Annotated in this window: 19 protein-coding genes, 1 tRNA gene and 1 pseudogene; 16 read left to right on the top strand and 5 right to left on the bottom strand. The window is 35.5% G+C overall.

From position 1 onward, the window contains the following. A pseudogene (locus tag G580_RS10575) lies at positions 1-271 on the top strand (IS256 family transposase); the annotation flags it as partial. 583 nt (positions 272-854) lie between these two features. Here G580_RS10575 and G580_RS0108145 read toward each other — a convergent pair. After that, a complete protein-coding gene (locus G580_RS0108145) occupies positions 855-1,175 on the bottom strand; it encodes a hypothetical protein (protein WP_028841744.1) in 321 nt (106 codons plus the stop codon). Between the two features lie 188 nt (positions 1,176-1,363). On the opposite strand from G580_RS0108145, the gene G580_RS12000 reads away from it, so the two are divergent. From G580_RS12000 to rfbD, 5 genes are all read left to right on the top strand, one after another. Continuing rightward, positions 1,364-1,471: a nucleotidyltransferase domain-containing protein gene (locus G580_RS12000; protein WP_083960847.1), complete on the top strand. Its 108-nt coding sequence runs from the start codon at positions 1,364-1,366 to the stop codon at positions 1,469-1,471. A gap of 337 nt (positions 1,472-1,808) precedes the next feature. Further along, positions 1,809-2,687 (top strand): glucose-1-phosphate thymidylyltransferase RfbA, encoded by an 879-nt coding sequence (gene rfbA, locus G580_RS0108125; protein WP_028841743.1) that lies wholly within the window; start codon positions 1,809-1,811, stop codon positions 2,685-2,687. A 6-nt stretch (positions 2,688-2,693) separates the two neighbouring features. Next, a complete protein-coding gene (gene rfbC, locus G580_RS0108120; RefSeq protein ID WP_028841742.1) occupies positions 2,694-3,248 on the top strand; it encodes a dTDP-4-dehydrorhamnose 3,5-epimerase in 555 nt (184 codons plus the stop codon). 8 nt (positions 3,249-3,256) lie between these two features. Continuing rightward, entirely contained in the window at positions 3,257-4,246 is a 990-nt protein-coding gene (rfbB, locus tag G580_RS0108115; RefSeq protein WP_028841741.1) for a dTDP-glucose 4,6-dehydratase, read from the top strand. Then, positions 4,243-5,082: a dTDP-4-dehydrorhamnose reductase gene (rfbD, locus tag G580_RS0108110; protein ID WP_028841740.1), complete on the top strand. Its 840-nt coding sequence runs from the start codon at positions 4,243-4,245 to the stop codon at positions 5,080-5,082. The genes rfbB and rfbD overlap by 4 nt, the downstream gene beginning before the upstream one ends. Positions 5,083-5,278: 196 nt before the next feature. Here the strand turns inward: rfbD and hcp are convergent, their stop codons facing one another. Then, positions 5,279-6,892 (bottom strand): hydroxylamine reductase, encoded by a 1,614-nt coding sequence (hcp, locus tag G580_RS0108105; RefSeq protein ID WP_028841739.1) that lies wholly within the window; start codon positions 6,890-6,892, stop codon positions 5,279-5,281. Positions 6,893-7,055: 163 nt separating this feature from the next. Between hcp and G580_RS0108100 the strand changes: the two genes are divergently transcribed. From G580_RS0108100 to G580_RS0108080, 4 genes are all read left to right on the top strand, one after another. Further along, positions 7,056-7,130 (top strand) — tRNA-Gln (locus G580_RS0108100). 254 nt (positions 7,131-7,384) lie between these two features. Beyond that, positions 7,385-7,969 (top strand): DJ-1/PfpI family protein, encoded by a 585-nt coding sequence (locus G580_RS0108095; RefSeq protein ID WP_038041933.1) that lies wholly within the window; start codon positions 7,385-7,387, stop codon positions 7,967-7,969. A gap of 190 nt (positions 7,970-8,159) precedes the next feature. Continuing rightward, positions 8,160-9,446 (top strand): ATP-binding protein, encoded by a 1,287-nt coding sequence (locus tag G580_RS0108090; protein ID WP_028841737.1) that lies wholly within the window; start codon positions 8,160-8,162, stop codon positions 9,444-9,446. 394 nt (positions 9,447-9,840) lie between these two features. Further along, positions 9,841-10,020, top strand: coding sequence for a hypothetical protein (locus G580_RS0108080; protein WP_028841735.1), 180 nt, complete (start codon positions 9,841-9,843; stop codon positions 10,018-10,020). A gap of 326 nt (positions 10,021-10,346) precedes the next feature. Here G580_RS0108080 and G580_RS0108075 read toward each other — a convergent pair whose 3' ends face one another. Next, positions 10,347-10,841, bottom strand: a complete 495-nt coding sequence (locus G580_RS0108075) for a nucleotidyl transferase AbiEii/AbiGii toxin family protein (RefSeq protein WP_169357125.1) — start codon at positions 10,839-10,841, stop codon at positions 10,347-10,349. Positions 10,842-10,870: 29 nt separating this feature from the next. Continuing rightward, positions 10,871-11,464, bottom strand: a complete 594-nt coding sequence (locus tag G580_RS10570) for a type IV toxin-antitoxin system AbiEi family antitoxin domain-containing protein (protein WP_038041931.1) — start codon at positions 11,462-11,464, stop codon at positions 10,871-10,873. 237 nt (positions 11,465-11,701) lie between these two features. On the opposite strand from G580_RS10570, the gene G580_RS10565 reads away from it, so the two are divergent. From G580_RS10565 to G580_RS0108040, 6 genes are all read left to right on the top strand, one after another. Then, a complete protein-coding gene (locus G580_RS10565; RefSeq protein ID WP_051173310.1) occupies positions 11,702-13,000 on the top strand; it encodes a lipid II flippase MurJ in 1,299 nt (432 codons plus the stop codon). 283 nt (positions 13,001-13,283) lie between these two features. Beyond that, complete coding sequence (locus tag G580_RS0108060; RefSeq protein WP_022855389.1) at positions 13,284-13,472, top strand: hypothetical protein; 189 nt, start codon at positions 13,284-13,286, stop codon at positions 13,470-13,472. 144 nt (positions 13,473-13,616) lie between these two features. After that, on the top strand, positions 13,617-14,054 hold the full coding sequence (gene mntA, locus G580_RS0108055; RefSeq protein ID WP_022855390.1) for a type VII toxin-antitoxin system MntA family adenylyltransferase antitoxin: 438 nt from the start codon (positions 13,617-13,619) through the stop codon (positions 14,052-14,054). Next, on the top strand, positions 14,044-14,913 hold the full coding sequence (locus tag G580_RS10560) for a glycosyltransferase (RefSeq protein WP_051173309.1): 870 nt from the start codon (positions 14,044-14,046) through the stop codon (positions 14,911-14,913). The genes mntA and G580_RS10560 overlap by 11 nt, the downstream gene beginning before the upstream one ends. Then, on the top strand, positions 14,897-16,198 hold the full coding sequence (locus G580_RS0108045; protein ID WP_028841733.1) for a hypothetical protein: 1,302 nt from the start codon (positions 14,897-14,899) through the stop codon (positions 16,196-16,198). The genes G580_RS10560 and G580_RS0108045 overlap by 17 nt, the downstream gene beginning before the upstream one ends. Next, positions 16,176-17,294: a glycosyltransferase family 4 protein gene (locus tag G580_RS0108040; protein ID WP_028841732.1), complete on the top strand. Its 1,119-nt coding sequence runs from the start codon at positions 16,176-16,178 to the stop codon at positions 17,292-17,294. The genes G580_RS0108045 and G580_RS0108040 overlap by 23 nt, the downstream gene beginning before the upstream one ends. Positions 17,295-17,527: 233 nt before the next feature. Here G580_RS0108040 and G580_RS10555 read toward each other — a convergent pair. After that, on the bottom strand, positions 17,528-17,769 hold a 242-nt coding region (locus G580_RS10555), incomplete at its 5' end, for a hypothetical protein (protein ID WP_038041930.1).

Here is a 17,769-nt window from a genome sequence, read left to right as displayed (position 1 = left end):
TTTTGTTTATAAGAAATATCCTGAGGGGGTGAGGAGGTATATATACACGACGAATGTGGTTGAGAATATAAATAGCAGGATAGAGCTGATAAGGGTAAATACAGGGGGATATTTTCAATCAATCAAGACAGCAGAGGTTGCGATATACATAACAGTAAGTCGGATTCAGAAAACGAGATGGCAAAAACCACTTCCTTTAATTAAGTCTGCTTTATACGAATTGAGGCAAATGTTTGTAAAGAGATTTTATAAGGAGACACAATTCTCTTGACAAGTGTCAATTTTGATGACATATCGTTTATCTAATTGTGTTTACCCGTAAATACCTCTATAACTTTATCCCTACTCTTAATCTCTTTCATAAGCCCTCTCTAAATGATTGATCGTGTCAATAAATCTTTTAACCTCTTAGGGATATTCGAAAATAACTAAGAAATATGTTTTTAAGTCTAAATCTCTCAACTCGGCAAATCTTTATTAAAAGGCCTGTAGGTGATATTCAAGGTGTTGTTTAAAATTCCCTTTGAATTAAATTCGGTCTATCTGATTTAGTCTATCTGCAGGAATTCTCAGACAAACGAAAAGGTTCTTACTTAAATTGATAAGAAAAATAAAACTTAAGACCTTTCTCTTTGACGTAACTCCCTACACATCTTTTTTCTTAAGCTGTGTTTTGGCCTCCCCAAGTATAACTACTTCTTTACCCTTCCACTTACCCCTTCCGTAGATATTGACCTCCACATATTCATTTGGTTTAACCTCTATCCTCTATAAAGTCCATGATGAGGTCCCCCTCTACTTCAAAACCAAAGTTGTCTTTAAGGAGTTTGGGGAGAAATTTGTAAGCTTCATTTTCAAGAGTATAGCCTACCGCATGGGCAAGACCTCCGAGCTGTTCTCTTGGTTTTTTTATGTTCTTCAAACAGCTTCCTCACTGCCTCCGCAAGCTTTTCAACCTCTTTTTCAGTTTTTATCTGGGCTTCAGCAAGTTTTTCGACTACCTTGGAAAGGGTGTTTACCCTTTTTGTAAGATTAGCTACCTCTTCCTTCAACTCCCGGAAGTCTTCCTTGGTGACCATTTTATCAAATACTTTCATCAATAAGAGGAAAGCCCTTCGTGTTCTTGGATCAAGCTTTTCTAAAGCCTGATAAAGTTCAACAAGGGCTCCTTCCATGGATATATGCCTCAATTTTTTGAAATATTTGTTTTATTATTTAATTTTAACGTCTACATAGGGATTTTTCAACGACATAAAAGGCAAATGGTTATGATTTATGACCAAAGGATAGTAAAAAAACTGTGGCCGTAAGTCAAGTTCACTTATTTTTTGCCTTGGATTTTTGAAAAAATCTTTAGGCATTTATCGTCTTTGGCTCATTTGCCAGGGATGAGGAGGGATTAACTTCTGATTTAGACCTTTTTGTTATAACAAAAACCTCAGAAGAAAGTTTTAGAAGGGAGATGTCTTAATTTTAGGAGGTGGTGAATTATGAATCTAAGGAAGATAAGGTTTATATTGTGGAAGTTCTGGAGTTACCTGGGTGTATGGTGGTTGGTCTATGGTATTAGAAAATTTTTGGTATAATATAACCTATTATAATGGAGATGGAAAATGCAAGCCTGTCCTATATACCAGACTACTGTAGATGCACAGACCGAAACTTATACAGACCCTTACAACAAGCAGGAATACAAAAACTATAGATGTCATACCTGAGATATCCACTGGTGGAAGCCCGTTGAAACTCATATCTATCTTAAAGCTTAAAGCAAAGGGAATGAATTTTAATTTTCAGGGAGGAAAAAGATGAAATCCGTTATCCTTGCTGGAGGTTCTGGAACAAGGCTTTATCCAGTTACCCACGTTGTTAACAAACATCTTCTTCCCATCTACAATAAACCTATGATTGACTACCCTTTGTCTCTAAGTATGCTTATCGGAATAAGAGAAACGATTCTGGTAGTTAATCCTCAAGATGTAGAAAACTTCAAAAGGCTTTTAGGTGATGGTTCCCATCTTGGGATGAGAATAGATTATGTGATTCAGGAAAGACCAAGAGGACTTGCGGAAGGACTTATCCTGGCAGAACCATATCTAAAAAACCAGAATTGTATACTCTACATGCTTGGAGACAACATATTTTTCGGGCATGATCTTCCTAAAATAATGCTTTCAGCAAAAGAAGAGGTAGAAAAAGATGGTGGTGCGTGTGTGTTTGCTTACTATGTGCCAGACCCAGAGAGATTTGGAGTAGTTGAATTTGATAAGTCTGGTAAAGTTTTATCCCTTGAGGAGAAGCCTAAAAAACCAAAGTCAAACTATGCAGTAGTTGGGATGTATTTTTACGACGCTGAGGCTGTTGAGATAGCAAAATCAGTACAACCGTCTCGTAGAGGTGAGCTTGAAATAACAAGTGTTAATGAAGAATACTTGAAAAGAGGAAAGCTTAAGGTTAAACTTTTAGGCAGAGGTTTTGCGTGGTTTGATGCAGGAACTCATGATAGTTTTCTTGAGGCGGGAGAGTTTGTAGCAACAATTGAGAAAAAGACAGGGTTAATGATAGGCTGTATAGAGGAGATAGCGTATAGAAATGGCTGGATAGACAGAACACAACTTCTTAAACTGGCAGAGCCTTTGAAAAAGACCGAGTATGGGAAGTATCTTAGAAAATTGGCAGAGGAATAATAAGACATGCCCTTTTCTTTTAGAAAGCTTGAGATTCCTGATGTGATACTGGTTGAGCCGAAGGTATTTATTGATGAACGGGGATTTTTTATGGAAGTTTATAAAGCAACAGAGTTTGAAATAAACGGAATAAAATATAGCTTTATTCAGGACAATCACTCATACTCAAAGAAGGGAGTTTTGCGGGGACTACACTATCAACTAAAACCAAAAGCTCAGGGAAAGCTTGTTCGCTGTATAAAGGGAAAAGTATGGGATGTTGCAGTTGACATAAGAAAAGGCTCGCCCTGGTATGGAAGATGGGTGGGAGAGTTGCTTTCCGAAGAAAACAGACTAATGCTCTGGATACCACCTGGGTTTGCCCATGGATTTGTTGCTTTGGAGGACAGTGAAATTATCTACAAATGTACAGAAGAGTATGATCCAGCCTTAGAAAGGGGAATACTGTGGAATGATCAAGCACTTGCCATAGATTGGCCTTTTAGTAATCCAATCCTTTCAGAAAAAGATGCAAAACTGCCTCTGTTTAAAGATGCTGAAAATAATTTTGTTTATGAGTAAATAAATTTATGAAGCTACTTATTACAGGTGGAGCAGGATTTATAGGGAGCGAGTTTGTAAGGCAGGCTGTAAGGCTTGGCTACTCTGTTGCAGTTGTGGACAAACTTACATATGCAGGGGATTTAGAAAGACTAAGTGAAGTATCAGACAGAATAGCCTTTTACAGAGTTGACATAGTAGATTTAGAAAGCTTAAAAGAAGTCTTTGAAAAAGAAAAGCCTCAGGCAGTGGTTCATTTTGCAGCTGAGTCTCATGTAGACAGAAGTATCCTTAACCCCTATGAATTCTTAAACTCAAACATAGTAGGCACATACAATCTTCTTGAAGTAAGTAGAACAGTTGGAATAGAAAAATTCATAAACATATCAACAGACGAAGTATATGGAGAACTTGGCAAAGAAGGGAAATTTACAGAGCAGTCTCCGCTGAATCCAAACTCACCATATTCAGCAAGTAAAGCCTCAGCAGATATGCTTGGAAGAGTATACTATAGAACCTATGGATTACCGGTAATCACAGCAAGACCCTCAAACAACTATGGAGCATGGCAGTATCCAGAGAAATTAATTCCAGTAGTTATAGCAAAGGCATTATTAAATGAGCCGGTGCCAGTTTATGGAGATGGCTCAAATGTGAGAGAGTGGCTTTATGTAGAGGATTGTGCAGAGGCAATACTAAGCATACTTGAAAAAGGAAGGATCGGGGAGGTATACAATATAGCAAGTGGAGAGGAACGAAGAAACATAGATGTTGTCAAAGCAATACTAAATATGGTTGGAAAATCTGAGGAGCTTATAAAATTTGTAAAGGATCGTCCAGGCCATGACTATCGATACAGCTCAAGTTATGAAAAGATCATGGAAGAATGTGGTTGGAAGCCAAAGACTTCTTTTGAAGAAGGTATAGAAAGAACAGTTAAATGGTATATGGACAATAAAACCTGGCTTTTTAGGAAAGTAGAGGAATTAAAAGAGTATTGGAAAAGGGTGTATGGATGAAAATTCTCATTACCGGTGCAAAGGGACAGCTTGGAAGTGAGTTTGTTAAAGCTTTGAAAGAAAGCGATTACACAGTTCTTGCCCTTGGTAAAGAAAAGCTTGATGTTAGTAACCTTGAACAGGTAATGGATGTATTTGAAAGCTTTCGGCCTGAGATTGTCATAAACTGCTCTGCCTACAATCAGGTGGACAAAGCAGAGGAAGAAAAAGAGCTTGCATACAGAGTTAATGCAAATGGGCCAAAAAATCTTGCCCAAGCTTGTGAAAAATATAAGGCATTTCTTATTCACTACTCCACAGACTATGTCTTTGATGGCAAAAAAGAAGGCTTGTACTCAGAAGAAGACAGCCCAAATCCTTTAAATGAATACGGTAAAAGTAAGCTTTTTGGAGAACACTTTATTCAGGAACAAATGGAAAACTATCTCATTTTCCGCACAAGCTGGGTATATGGAGAAGGCAAACAAAACTTTCTTTATAAACTTTCTCAGTGGGCTCAAACGCAAGAATATCTCAGAATAGCCTGCGATGAGTTTTCAGTGCCAACATCGACAAGAACTATTGTAGAGGTAACATTAAAAGCCATAGAACAAGGTCTTACCGGGCTTTACCACCTTGTAAACTCTGGTTATACATCTCGCTTTGAATGGGCAAGGGAGTATCTGAGACTAAGAGGCATAAAAAAGTTCATCTATCCAGCCTATCAGGCTGATTTTAATCTTCCTGCAAAAAGACCACGTTTTTCTGTAATGAGCAATGATAAAATATGTAAAAGGCTCAAGATAGAAATAAGACATTGGAAAGATGAATTGCTTGCCTTTTCAGTCAAGCTATGACGTATAAGTAACTAACTCCTCTGGATAAATTTTTGAAGTGTGAAACTTCCCAAACCAGAGCCTTTTGTTCTCTCCTGGGTCTCTGTCTCATCGGTAAGATTGGGTAATAAAGACATAAAAAATAGAGGAAGGAAGTAAATTCCTTCCTCTATATAGGATTAAAGATCTCAACAGAATAAGCATTAGTTTTGTAATTTTAAGCCTTTAGCATCAAGCTCAGGTCTTTTTCAGGCTCTGAGATAAGCCTTATATTATAGTTTTCTGCTAAGAAGGATAGTACGTTTTCAGACAGAAAGGCAGGCAAACTTGGACCAAGAAAGATGTTTTTAATCCCAAGGTATAAGAGGGTAAGCAAGATGGCTACTGCTTTTTGCTCATACCAGGAGACCACCAAAGAAAGAGGAAGCTCGTTTACCCCTACTCCAAAAGCCTGACTCATAGCCAAGGCTATCTGAATGGCAGAATAGGCATCATTACATTGCCCTATGTCTAAAAGCCTCGGTATACCTTCGATATCTCCCAGGTCTTTATCGTAAAATCTGTATTTTCCGCAAGCAAGGGTGAGGATAACGGCATCCTGAGGAACTATTTCTACAAACTTGGTGTAGTAGTTACGACCTGGTTTAGCCCCATCACAGCCACCTACCAGGAAGAAATGTTTAATTTTTCCTGCTTTAACCAGTTCTATTACCTTGTCTGCTACAGAAAGTACTGCGTTTCTGGCAAATCCAACCATAACCTCTTTCCCTGGATTGTCTTCGGTAAACCCAGGCATAGAAAGGGCTTTTTCGATTACCGCAGAAAAGTCTTTACCCTTTATATGAGTTACCCCTGAGAACCCAACCGGACCTAAGGTAAAAACTCTGTCTTTGTATTCTTCCTTAGGAGGCATAAGGCAGTTGGTAGTCATAACGATAGGTCCAGGAAAGTTAACAAACTCTTTTTGCTGGTTTTGCCAGGCAGTTCCATAATTACCGTATAGATGAGGAAATTTTTTAAGCTCAGGATAGCCATGAGCAGGGAGCATCTCCCCATGGGTATAGAGGTAGATACCCTTTCCTTCGGTCTGTTTAAGCAATTCATAGAGGTCCTTTAAATCGTGTCCAGAAACAAGGATAGCTTTGCCAGCTTTGGTGCCAAGAGGCACTTTGGTAGGCACAGGATGGCCAAAGGCTTGGGTGTTTGCTTTATCGAGAAGTTCCATAACTTTAAGGTTTAACTCTCCTACCTCTAAAGCCCTTTTAACCCAGGCCTCTAAGTCTCCTTTTTCCTTATAAACGTCTACCAAAAGCTGTTTAAACTTGCGATAAACCTCTTGGTCCCACCCCCCAAGTTTATGGGAATGATAGGCGTAGGCAGCAATCCCTTTTAAACCATAGAGCACACAGAGTTTAAGCGAAAAGATGTCCTCTCCCCAAACTTCTTTAAACTTAGGGTCTATTTCATATTCTTTAGCAAGGTTTATCAACTCATCCATGCTTGCTGTAGGGATTTTGTCAAACGAGGACTTTACCTGGTAGGTGTTTTCGATTTTTTCTGTTAAGGCAGAGGATTCTTCGATGTAAGCTTTAATTCTTTCAGGGTCAAAATTAACGTTAGTTAGGGTTGCAAACATTCCTTCCAAGATGAAAAAGTCTACTTCTGGGTCGTGATATCCTTTAGGTTGAGCCAAAAGATAGGCCTCTGAAAGACCGGCCAGGTTGTAAATCAGTAAGTCCTGTAAAAGGTCAACTTCTGGGTTTTTGCCACATACCCCTTTTACTGTACAGGCCTTGCCTCCTGCGGTTTGTTCGCACTGGTTACAAAACATCTTTGCACCTCCTTTTTTAAATTTTTATAGAAAATAAAATAAGTTAGAAAAAAGATTTTTCTTTGACTTAGGTCAAAAAGGACGATAACCTTAGCCTTTTATTTTAAAACCTGACCTATTGACAAAACCATAAAATATTTTAAGTTTTATTTAGACAGACGGTTGGGGGATCGTCTAATTGGCAGGACAGTGGACTCTGGATCCACGAGTGGAGGTTCGAGTCCTCCTCCCCCAGCCATCAACTAAGTTCCTGTAATAAGTTTCATCAGGTACTCTTTATACTCCCTTTTATTACCTTCTCAAACATTTTCAGCAGTGTTTCAACCAGACAAAATTTAGCAAGTTTTGTAAGTTTTTGGTAGGTTTTTGACCTTCAAAATTTAGAAGCCTTTGTTCTGCAAATTTTTATCAACCAAGTAAATCTCTATTGAATTCTTAGAAAGAATTTGTTTAAAAATTATTATTAGAAATAAAAAAAGAGGGGGAGGGGCGATGGGTGCACTAAAATCGTTTTTATTTTTAATCCCTCTGGTTTTACTTGTTTCTGGTTCAGTTTTGGCTAAAAATTCTAAAAAAATCCTAATGATTATTGCTCATCAAAATTTTAGGGATGAGGAGTTGTTAATCCCTAAGAAACTCTTTGAAAAAGAGGGTTATGAGGTAGTGATAGCTTCCTCTTCTTTAAAGCCGGCTAAGGGGATACTTGGGGCTGTGGTAACACCTCAGATTTTACTTGATCAGGTAGAGGTAAAAGATTATGATGCCATCGTTTTTGTAGGAGGTATAGGAGCTCAAGAATATTTTCATAATACTAAAGCACATAAAATTGCGAAAGAAACTGGTTCTCAGGGAAAAGTTTTAGGAGCGATTTGTCTTGCTCCCAGAATATTAGCTGAAGCAGGAGTATTAAAAGGTAAAAGAGCAACCGTATGGAGCTCAGAAGGTAAGGTTTTAGAAGAAAAAGGAGCCAAATATACAGGGAAAACTGTAGAAGTTGATGGAAAAGTAGTTACAGGCTCTGGTCCTCAAGCAGCAGAAGAATTTGCAAAAAGCATACTAAAACTTTTAAAATCTTAAAAACTTTTTTTCATCCTCGAAAATATTTTGAATACCTCAATCTTTCTCGCCCTGCTCCCTTTATTAAAATTATTTTTTTCAATCTCAAAAATTATCCTTTTAAAAAGGATAAAAAATGTTAAAATTATCCTTGAAAAAAGAACGAAAATAATTAAAATTATCCTTAATAAAAGGACAGATTTTTTATTTTATGGTTAGCAAAGAGACTATTAAAGAAGTTATTGTAGAGAATGAAAAGTTTATTCTACAAGGATTACTTGAGCTTTACGAAAGAGAAAATATTTCTCTTCCTTCCTTGGATTTAAAAAAGGTGGTGGTTTTTTATGGTGTCCGAAGGGTAGGTAAAACCCATCTTCTTTATCATCTTTTTAGGAAATTTCCTGAGCATTCACTTTACATAGATTTTGAAGATGAACGTCTGGTCGGGTTAACTCTTGAAGATTTAGATAAGATTAAAGAGGCTTTTTTTGAACTTAATCCACATCTTCTTGATGCTAAAAAAGTTCTTTTTTTGTTTGATGAAATTCAAGTTATATCTGGCTGGGAAAAATTTGTTAGAAGATTGGTAGAAAAGGAAAATATAGCAGTTTTTTGTGCTGGATCTTCTTCTCAGATAATCCCTAAAGCCATCCATACTGCATTAAGAGGAAGACTTTGGAGCGTAGAAGTTTTCCCTTTTTCCTTCCAGGAGTTTTTGAGGACTAAGGGTCTTGACCCTGAAGAAAAGAAACTTTTCTTCGGAAAAAGGAAAATTCTTTTGCAAGCCTGTCTGGAGGAGTATCTAAGATTTGGGGGCTTTCCGGAGGTAGTTTTAGCTACTACTGAGTTTGAAAAACGGAAAATAATTAAAGATTACTTAAGTGCGATGTTTTTTCGAGATTTTGTAGAAAAATATAAAATTAAAAATATACCGCTCTTTGAAGCATTATGGGATAAACTTTTCACAAATTATTCTACCAAATTTTCTTTAACCGCTTTTTACAAACAGTTTAAAGATAAGTTTTCTTTTTCAAAAGATACTCTTTTCACTTACTACCACTACTTTCTTGATAGTCTGCTTGTCTATGAAGTTCGGCTTTTTTCAGAATCAAGTTATAAAAGGTTACGGAATCCTGCCAAAATCTATCTTGTTGATACGGGGTTATGCAAAAGAGTAACTTCTCCGGATTTAGGTAGGGTTTTAGAAAATATAGTTTTTATAGAGCTCAGGCGAAGAGGCTACGATTTGTATTATTTTCAGCATAAATCAGAATGTGATTTTATCGCGGTGAAAGAGGGTGAATTTAAGGTCTATCAGGTTTGTTGGGAATTAACTCCTGAGAATGAAAAGAGAGAAATAACTGGCGCTTTAGAGGCCGTGTACCATCTTGGCTTAAAATCCGCAACTACCATAACTTTTGACCAGAAAGGAGTAAAAACCTGTGAAGGAATAGAACTTCAGCTTCTCCCCGTCCGGGAATGGTTGATCAGGGGTTGATCTCTAACTTTTTATATTTAATTCATTGAATTTTTAAGGAGTGTTTCATTAATTGTGTCTAAATTTTTTGGGTAAAGGGCTCCCTCTCCTGGTAAAAATGATAAAGTTAAACTCAAAATTAAGAAGGAAGGAGTTTCCAAAAAAGGCTTTAGAAACAAACAACTTGTTAACTTACTTTACTTTGGGAATTGGATGGCAAATTTTTATCGACTTGAGGATGAGATTGAAGAGTTTGAAGAACTGCTTCAGTATATATTTTTCTTTTAATGAAGAGTTTGGTATGGATGGTCATATTAGATATTACGAGGATGATGAGATATATTACTTAACAGAAGGATATCTTGAAGAATAAGGCATAAATGAGCTGATAGAGGACTATAACAATGAGGTTTTTTTGGAAAGGTTAATCCAGGGTCTTGTCAACCGGGATTTAATAGAAAAATTTGGGGAGAAGGCGTTAAGGAAGATGAAAAAGGAGGAATTAGTTCAAAACATGTTACCGTTGATAACTTTTTATGAAGAAGAATTTTTCAAGAATGGACTGAAAATTTTAAGGTTGGTTAAGCTTACATAAACAAAACCTTAAGTTTTTAATTGTTTCTAATTTTAATCTAAAGATAACCTCTTGAAACTATAAATGGTTAAGAGTGTTGTTTACTTTTAATAGAACTATTTAGTTTCCTTGATGCCCTAAAAATTAAATACTACTGGTAATACTTAGATCCTTAAAAAATACTAACGGGTAGGCTCTGAAAGTAAAAACTCAGTGGTTTCAGTTTTTATTATTTCGTTTATCTTCAATTACAAGTATTTTAAAGTTTTCTTTTTTATAGTACCTTCTTTCTTCTGGCTCTAAGATCGATCCAAGTTTGACATTATAGTCTTTTTTATCAAAAGAGTTTATAACCTCAAGAACTTTTTTAGGATTTCGGGAGGAGTTTTTAGTTCAATTCCTTTTTTGACTAAAAATTCAAGGTCAAAGGCATCTCTAATTTCTTGTCTATCTAAAAGTGCTTCCAATTTTGTTTGCATGAGTTCTTCAAGTGGCAATGTTTTTACCAAAACTTGGATATTGGTATATTTGCTATAAGCAATGGATAATTCATATTTTTTAGCAACTTTTTTTCTTATCTCAATTTTTAAACTTCTGGGATAATGTTGCGAATTTATTTCAAAAATTAGAGTATAAAACTTGTTAGCTGCATCCCTAACAACGTAATACTTTATCAGAAAATCCTTTAATTTCGAAAAATAATTATTATCTATATCAAATTTGTTGGCTAACCAGAAAACAAGATCAACCGAGAACCTATTTAAACCATAGCAAAGCCTAAGCATGGTCCCACCAGTAAAAACAAGTTTATCTAAAAACTTACCACTTTTAAGCCTATTCAAAACTTCTATCTCAAACTGTTCTTGCTTTATCAGGTCTTGCATAGTTTACGAAAAGTAGCTTGGGTTCTTTCAGGAAATACTTTAATAAGTTTTTTGATTCTTTTTAAATCAAGCTTAGAAAAATCGATAGAGTCAATGTCAAAGGTATATTTTCCAAAAGAATAAAGATAAAGTGCATCAAGAAAAGCCTTCTCTTTAGTTGCTATGAAAAAATCTCCTTGCGGAATTTTTACAAAGTCAAAATAAAGGTCAGGTTTTATTTTGTAAAAATTAAAAATCGCTCCTTCTATTTCATATCTTGCTGTTCTTTTTTGACAAACAGATTCAAAATATTTAATTTGAACTTGGGTAGTTACCTCGTAAAAAGAAAGCGCAGTCGTTAAAGAAATATAAGAAGGAACTTGTAAAATGTTAGCTATTTTGTAAAAATCGGTAGCGTGATTACTATCCCACCGCTCTCTAAGAATGTATAGGTCTTTTTTAAGTCTTATAAAAATCCCCTTTTTTACATATCTTGAAAGCTGCACCAGAGCCGATTCAGGTTTTAATTTAAAAAGATAAGACAAATCTTTTGAGGTAAAGCAAGGTAAATCTTTTAATAATCTAAGTTTTAAGTAATCCATTAAGAATAAATTATTAACACTTTTGTTAATTATGTCAGCTTAAAAATGGTATTTTTTAAATGTTTATTAACTCCAAAAGCTGCATATATCTTTTTAAATTTTTCCTGGTCCTTCTCTTTTTCCTATGGTAACTCTTTAAATTCACAATTTAAAGACAATCTCTTGAAACTGAGGATTAAAGTTGGTATAGTTATAACGGTGCTTAATTAAATCTACAGGTAGGTTTAAAACCAAAACATGAAACTTCTTTTCTGGAAAACTCTTTTTGATTTTTCGAAGCCAGAGATGGTTTTTGATGCGGTTTTAAGAAGTTCTTTTATCAATCTACTTGCACGAGGTTTTGGTTATTTAAAAAATTTAGCCATAGCGATTCTTCTTGGGTTTTCCTATCAAACCGATGCTTTTTTTATGGCTTTATCTTTGCTTGGAGTTTTCATGATCTTTGTCGATGTTTTTGACTCAATAGGAGTGCCTAATCTTGTTTCAGTAAGACTAAAAAACCAGGAAGAATTTGAAAAATTAGCAGGGCTTTTACTGACTTTTACCACAATCTTAGCTTGTTCCCTTACCTTATTGGCTATCGTTTTTTTCCCTGTCCTTCTTAAGGTTCCCTTTGGCTTTAAAAAAGAGGCGATTTACTATACAAAAGAATCTTACCTGTTGCTTCTTCCTTATCTGTTTTTCTCCTTCTTCTTTCATCATTTTGGAGCGATTTTGAGAAGTTTAAGAAGGTTTACGATTTATTTTATGGGAGAGTTTATCTTTTCCTTTTTTAGTTTCGTTTTTATGGCTATAGGACTTTACTTTTTTAGAGATTATAGGGTTTTACCCATCAGTTTCTCTTTGTCTCAGTTTTTAGCAACTCTGTATATGGTGTATACGGCACGAGAGCATATAAAATTTAAATTTTACATGGATGAAAACGTGCGACTTTTACTAAAGCATCTTTTCTATCTTACAGCAGTTTATAGTGTTTTTTATCTTTATATACTTGTTGATAGAGTCTTTGGATCTCTTTTGGGAGAAAAAGGAGTTTCTGCTCTTACCTATGGTCTTCTAATTGCTCACGCGCCAAAGGGAGTTATAAAATTTGAGCATATAGCTATAACTTCTCTTTCAGAAGTAGGAGGTGCATGGGAAAAATTAATTTTTTATACCAAAAAGCTTATCTTACTTGGAAGCGTTTTTGCTCTTTTTTTCTTTGTTTTTTCAGATATACTTGTAAGTCTTTTTTTTGGATATGGAGCTTTCACTAAAACAGATGTCTCTCTCACCGCCACTGCAACAAGATTTTATGCCCTTTCCTTACCTTTAGCTTTTCTCTGGCCAGTTTTTTACAGAACTTTTCAAATAAAAAATAAATTAGAAGCTGTCTTTTTTATAGCATTGGTAGGTATAATAGGAAATATTTTTTTTAATTACTTCTTTGTTGTGGTCCTAAAGCTTGGCATTATTGGTATCTGTCTTGGAACCTTTTTTGGATATATGGTACTTTGCGGACTATCCTTTTGTCTTTTAAGAAAACTTGACAACTAAAAATTCACTAAACTTGTTTATTGAACTACAAAAAATTGCAAGAATATGCGAGAATAAAAACGAGGCTAAAGGAGTTGCCTTTTGAGTTCAAAAAGTAAGAAATTTTGTTAAAAATTTTGTTAGAAGATGCTAAGATGTCATCTGGTCCTATACGCCAGATGATTTAGTTTTATGCTATATTAATCTGACATAGATTAAGCATTTATCTTAGAAGAAGACATAGCGACGAACTTCTCGAGCTTAAAGCCCTTATCGGAGTCTTTTCTTTCTCAGAAAGTAAATTTTGTGTCTTTTGAAAAGGCTTCTGAAAAATGAAAGAGGAAATACTCAAGGAGGGGATTCTCTGGATAGATTTGCAAAGCTCTTAGAAGATTTTGAAAAGGTTCTCAAGGCCTTAGAAGAAGGCTTAAATAAAGCCAAACAGATAAAGAACGCTCAAGATTACGCCATTTACCGAATTTGTGAAACTTAGGTTGAGAACCACACTAAACCCTACACAAGTCCATATAACAACCAGAAATATAAAAATACGAATGTCCAAAATGCGATATACTAGTGAGAGCCATTCTTTACCTTTTGCAGTCTTTACTGTATAATGTTCAAAAGGGGTTAAGCCTTGGGTGTCAGAGAAAGGTGGAAAGGGACAAAACCCATTGATATGCCTCCTGATTTAGTAGTAAAGACAAGCGAAGAAGTTCTAAGGAAAAACCCTAAGGTCCTTATTGTCTACCTTTTTGGTTCTTTAGCTAAAGACAAAGGTACCAAAGAGTCCGACCTTGATTTAGCTATCTATACCACTAAAGATTTTAGCTGGGATGACTACTATGACCTGTATGGAGAGCTAACCATAAAGCTTAGGTCTGACCGTCTTGACCTTATCTGGCTCAACATGGCTAATCCTATCCTTCAGTTTGAAGTAATTAAACATGGCAAAGTGCTTTTTTACAGGGATGTAGACATTCTAAACGATTATGAGCTCAAAGCCAAGAAAAATTATTACGATTATGTTATTTACCTTGAAAAGCACAGAAAGGCAAGCAAAGATGGTTTATAGAAAAGAAAGCCTCATCAGGAGATTGGAAAAGCTAAAGGAATACAGAAGGGACCTTTTAGATTTAGGAGAGCTGAGCTTTGAGGATTACATGAAGACTAGGTGGCTACACTACTCGGTAGAAAGGTTGCTTTTTCTCATAGCCGAAAGTATCCTTGATATCTTTGACCACATTCTGGCAAGCAAGTTCCAAGTGATAAGCGATAGCTATGTATCTCCATACCTGATAACAGTTGGAAGGCTAACTAAACCGAAAGCTCACTGGCATCTTTTGAGGATCTTTAGAGAACTAAAGAAGGACTTTCCAGATATAAAGCTTTTAATTTTGGGTGATGGAGAGCTAAAGGAATATCTTACAAAGCTATCTGAAAAGCTCGGTCTAAAAACTTACGTATGGGATAAAAGCCATCCAAATGAAGGCTATGATGTTTACTTTATGGGTTTTAGACAAAATCCCTTTAAGTACATCTCAAGGGCAAGGCTTTTTGTGTTTCCTTCTCTGTGGGAAGGCTTTGGCAATGTTTTAGTTGAGGCTATGGCTTGTGGTGTGCCTGTGGTTTCTTCTGATTGTAGAAGTGGACCAAGAGAGATACTTGCACCAGATACAGACTATACCTTTCAGACGAAAGTACCAGAATTTGCCAAGTTTGGAGTTCTTATGCCTGTTTTTGAGGTAAAATTTTTGAATACAGAGCCACTTACCCACGAAGAAGCTACATGGGTAGAAACAATAAAACAGCTTTTAGAAGATGAAAGGTTAAGGGAAAGCTACTCACAGAAAGCTAAAGAAAGGGCTTTAGATTTTCACATAGAGAAAATAGTTCAAGAGTGGAGAAGGGTTTTACATGAAATTCTATCTTAAGACTTTTCTTTTTGCGTACCTTTACACCCTTCTTGCTGGTTTTGCCATCCAGTTTGTAATACTTTCATACATCTTCCCACAAGCTCACTGGGGAGAAGGACTTATGGTAGGAGGTGACTGGATTGAGTTTCATAAAGACGCCTTAGAGGTAGTCAGCAAGATAGAAAAGGAAGGTTGGAGCGCATGGAGTCTAAAGCCCGAACCTCACTACCAAGTTATGGCTGGTATAACAGCCTTTTTCTATGCTTTTACAGGTATTAAAAAACCGTGGATAATGCTCTTTTATAATGCTTTCTTTCATGCTATTGCCTTTCTTCTTCTCATAAGGATCCTTGAGTTTTTTAATTTAAAAAGAAAGTATTTGGTTTTAGCATGTTTACCTTTCCTTGTGTTTCCCTCATCCTTAACCTGGACTTCTCAGATACATAGAGATGGTCTTTATATAGCAGGCATCTACTTTATATTCTTAGGAGTAGTTTTGACCTTTAAAAATAGACCTGTTTATGCCTTCTTTTCTAACATGGCTGGGATACTTTTGTTGTATCTTGCAAGACCCCATATGCTCATACCGTTAAGGTATATGCTTTTTTCCCTGTTTTCTGTAATTTTTATATATACTTTTTACTGGTTTATAAAACATCAAAGAATTAATAAAGATAACATAAAAGGTTTTGTATCTGTGTTTCTTGTGGTAATTCTTATGACACCTCTCTTGCCACAAACACAAACACAAATACAAACACAAACACAAATACAAACACAAACACAAGTACAGTGGAGAAAAACACCTTTCATTCCTGAAAAGATAGATAATCTCTTTTGGAATCTTGCACAAACAAGACAATTATTTATTTATTTCTTTAAAAACTATCCCGGCAATATTGACCACGATTTTATCCCACATTCTGCGATAGACTTTGTGAAGTACACACCACGAGCTTTTCAAATAGGTTTTTTTGCTCCCTTTCCAGATATGTGGTTTACTAAAGGTGGTACAGCAACTGGAACAATAGCGCGTTACATAACACCCTTTGAGTCAATGTTTATATATGTCATGCTCTTGGTACTTCCATGGGCGGTTTACAAGCTAAGGAGGGAACCAGCACTTTGGTTTGTAGTTCTTATTTGTTTAGTCTTCATATGGCTTCATGTGCTTTCAGAGCCAAATGTAGGACCTATTTACAGAAAAAGATATGCCTTTATAATGTTCATGTGCGCTATAAGTGTAGCTTATATCCTTAGTAAAAAAGAGGTTATAAAACTTGTCAAAAAAAATAGTTCTTAGTTCAAACACTTCCTTTTCTCTTTATAACTTCCGTCTTGGACTTATGAGAAGACTGAAAAAAGAACGCTTTGATGTTTTTACCTTAGCTCCAGAAGATAACTACTCAGAAAAATTAAAATCTGAATTTAACTTCTATCCGATAAAACATCTAGATAGAAAAGGAAAAAACCCTTTAAAGGATATAAAACTACTGTTCGAATATTTAAGGTTTTATAAAAACCTAAAACCAGACCTCGTTATTAATTTCACTATAAAACCAAACATATACAGTTCCATTGCCTGTGGTCTTCTTGGTATAAAGTGTGTTAGCGTAGTCACTGGGCTTGGATACGTTTATGTAAAAGGAGGTCTACTTAAGAAATTGGTAAACAGCCTGTATAGAATATCGTTTTCTTTTAACATATATGTCATCTTCTTAAATGAAGAGGACATGTTAACTTTTTTAAAAATAAAGTTAATAAATGAAGAAAAAGCAGTGCTTATAAAAAGTGAAGGAATAAATACTGAACACTTTAAACCCATGAATTGCGAAAAACAAACTCAAAAACCTGTGTTTCTTATGATCTCTCGTCTTTTGTGGGATAAAGGAGTAAAAGAGTTCGTTGAAGCAGGAAAGATTTTAAAGAAAAAGGGATATGAGGTTGAACTTTGGCTTCTTGGTCCCTTTGACATAGGAAATCCAGCAAGTGTACCAGAAGAATATGTGCGCGATTTGGAAAAAAGAGGAATAATAAAATATATGGGAGTTCATCAAGATGTAAGACCTTTCATAGCTCAAGCAGATGCTGTAGTCCTTCCTTCCTACCGAGAAGGTATCCCAAGAGTCCTTCTTGAAGCTGCCTCTATGGAAAAGCCTATCATAACCACAGATACAGTTGGATGCAGAGAAGTTTGCAAGGACAGAGAAAACGGCTTCCTTGTAAAACCAAAAGATCCTTTCTCCCTTGCTGAGGGCATGATAAAATTTTTACAGCTATCAGATGAGAAAAAGAGAAAGATGGGAAAAAGAGGAAGGCAGATTGTGCTTGAAGAGTTTGACGAAAAGCTTATTGTGGATAGATATTTAGCTATAATACACGAGGTTATTAATGCTTAAGTTGAAAGATTTTGAAAGTAAAGTTGAAAAAGTTTGCGCTGTGAGTGTTAAACCCAATTAAAAAGTTTACAAGATAGAATATGGGAGATATGTTGGAGTATTGAAAATACTGAGTTAGATTTGTAAACTGGATTTTGGAAAAGTGGTTTAAAAATTGCAATTTTTTTTCTTATTACAGAATCTTGGTTTACAATTTTAAAAAGGAAAGGTTTTGTTTATAAATGTTTAAAAGGTTATTTTTGATTTGCGATAGATTTTTTGGTGGATTCTTGCTCTTTTTCTAAAAGCCATTCCCTGAATTCAGGAAAGCATTTTTCAAATTGGATTTCAAGCCAAACTTTTTCTGAAGCTTTAGACCAAAAATCTTTTAAAAATTGAATAATATTGAGCAGTGAAGTGTCTTTGATATCTACGATTTCTCCTTTTTTCAAAAACATTTCACCCTCGCCCGTGAGAAGCCAGTTGAGGTTTATAT

Source organism: Thermodesulfobacterium hveragerdense DSM 12571, assembly GCF_000423845.1.
Taxonomy (GTDB): Bacteria; Desulfobacterota; Thermodesulfobacteria; order Thermodesulfobacteriales; family Thermodesulfobacteriaceae; genus Thermodesulfobacterium; species Thermodesulfobacterium hveragerdense.
Note: the sequence above shows the minus strand (reverse complement) of the source record. Positions and strands in the feature narration are given on the sequence as shown.

Coding starts and splice junctions, on each gene's coding strand:
- rfbD (WP_028841740.1), top strand. CDS start 4,243: ATGAAAATTCTCATTACCGGTGCAAAGGGACAGCTTGGAAGTGAGTTT.
- G580_RS0108145 (WP_028841744.1), bottom strand. CDS start 1,175: ATGGAAGGAGCCCTTGTTGAACTTTATCAGGCTTTAGAAAAGCTTGAT.
- G580_RS0108090 (WP_028841737.1), top strand. CDS start 8,160: ATGGTTAGCAAAGAGACTATTAAAGAAGTTATTGTAGAGAATGAAAAG.
- G580_RS0108095 (WP_038041933.1), top strand. CDS start 7,385: ATGGGTGCACTAAAATCGTTTTTATTTTTAATCCCTCTGGTTTTACTT.
- rfbB (WP_028841741.1), top strand. CDS start 3,257: ATGAAGCTACTTATTACAGGTGGAGCAGGATTTATAGGGAGCGAGTTT.
- G580_RS10570 (WP_038041931.1), bottom strand. CDS start 11,464: ATGGATTACTTAAAACTTAGATTATTAAAAGATTTACCTTGCTTTACC.
- rfbA (WP_028841743.1), top strand. CDS start 1,809: ATGAAATCCGTTATCCTTGCTGGAGGTTCTGGAACAAGGCTTTATCCA.
- rfbC (WP_028841742.1), top strand. CDS start 2,694: ATGCCCTTTTCTTTTAGAAAGCTTGAGATTCCTGATGTGATACTGGTT.
- G580_RS0108045 (WP_028841733.1), top strand. CDS start 14,897: ATGAAATTCTATCTTAAGACTTTTCTTTTTGCGTACCTTTACACCCTT.
- hcp (WP_028841739.1), bottom strand. CDS start 6,892: ATGTTTTGTAACCAGTGCGAACAAACCGCAGGAGGCAAGGCCTGTACA.
- G580_RS10560 (WP_051173309.1), top strand. CDS start 14,044: ATGGTTTATAGAAAAGAAAGCCTCATCAGGAGATTGGAAAAGCTAAAG.
- G580_RS10565 (WP_051173310.1), top strand. CDS start 11,702: ATGAAACTTCTTTTCTGGAAAACTCTTTTTGATTTTTCGAAGCCAGAG.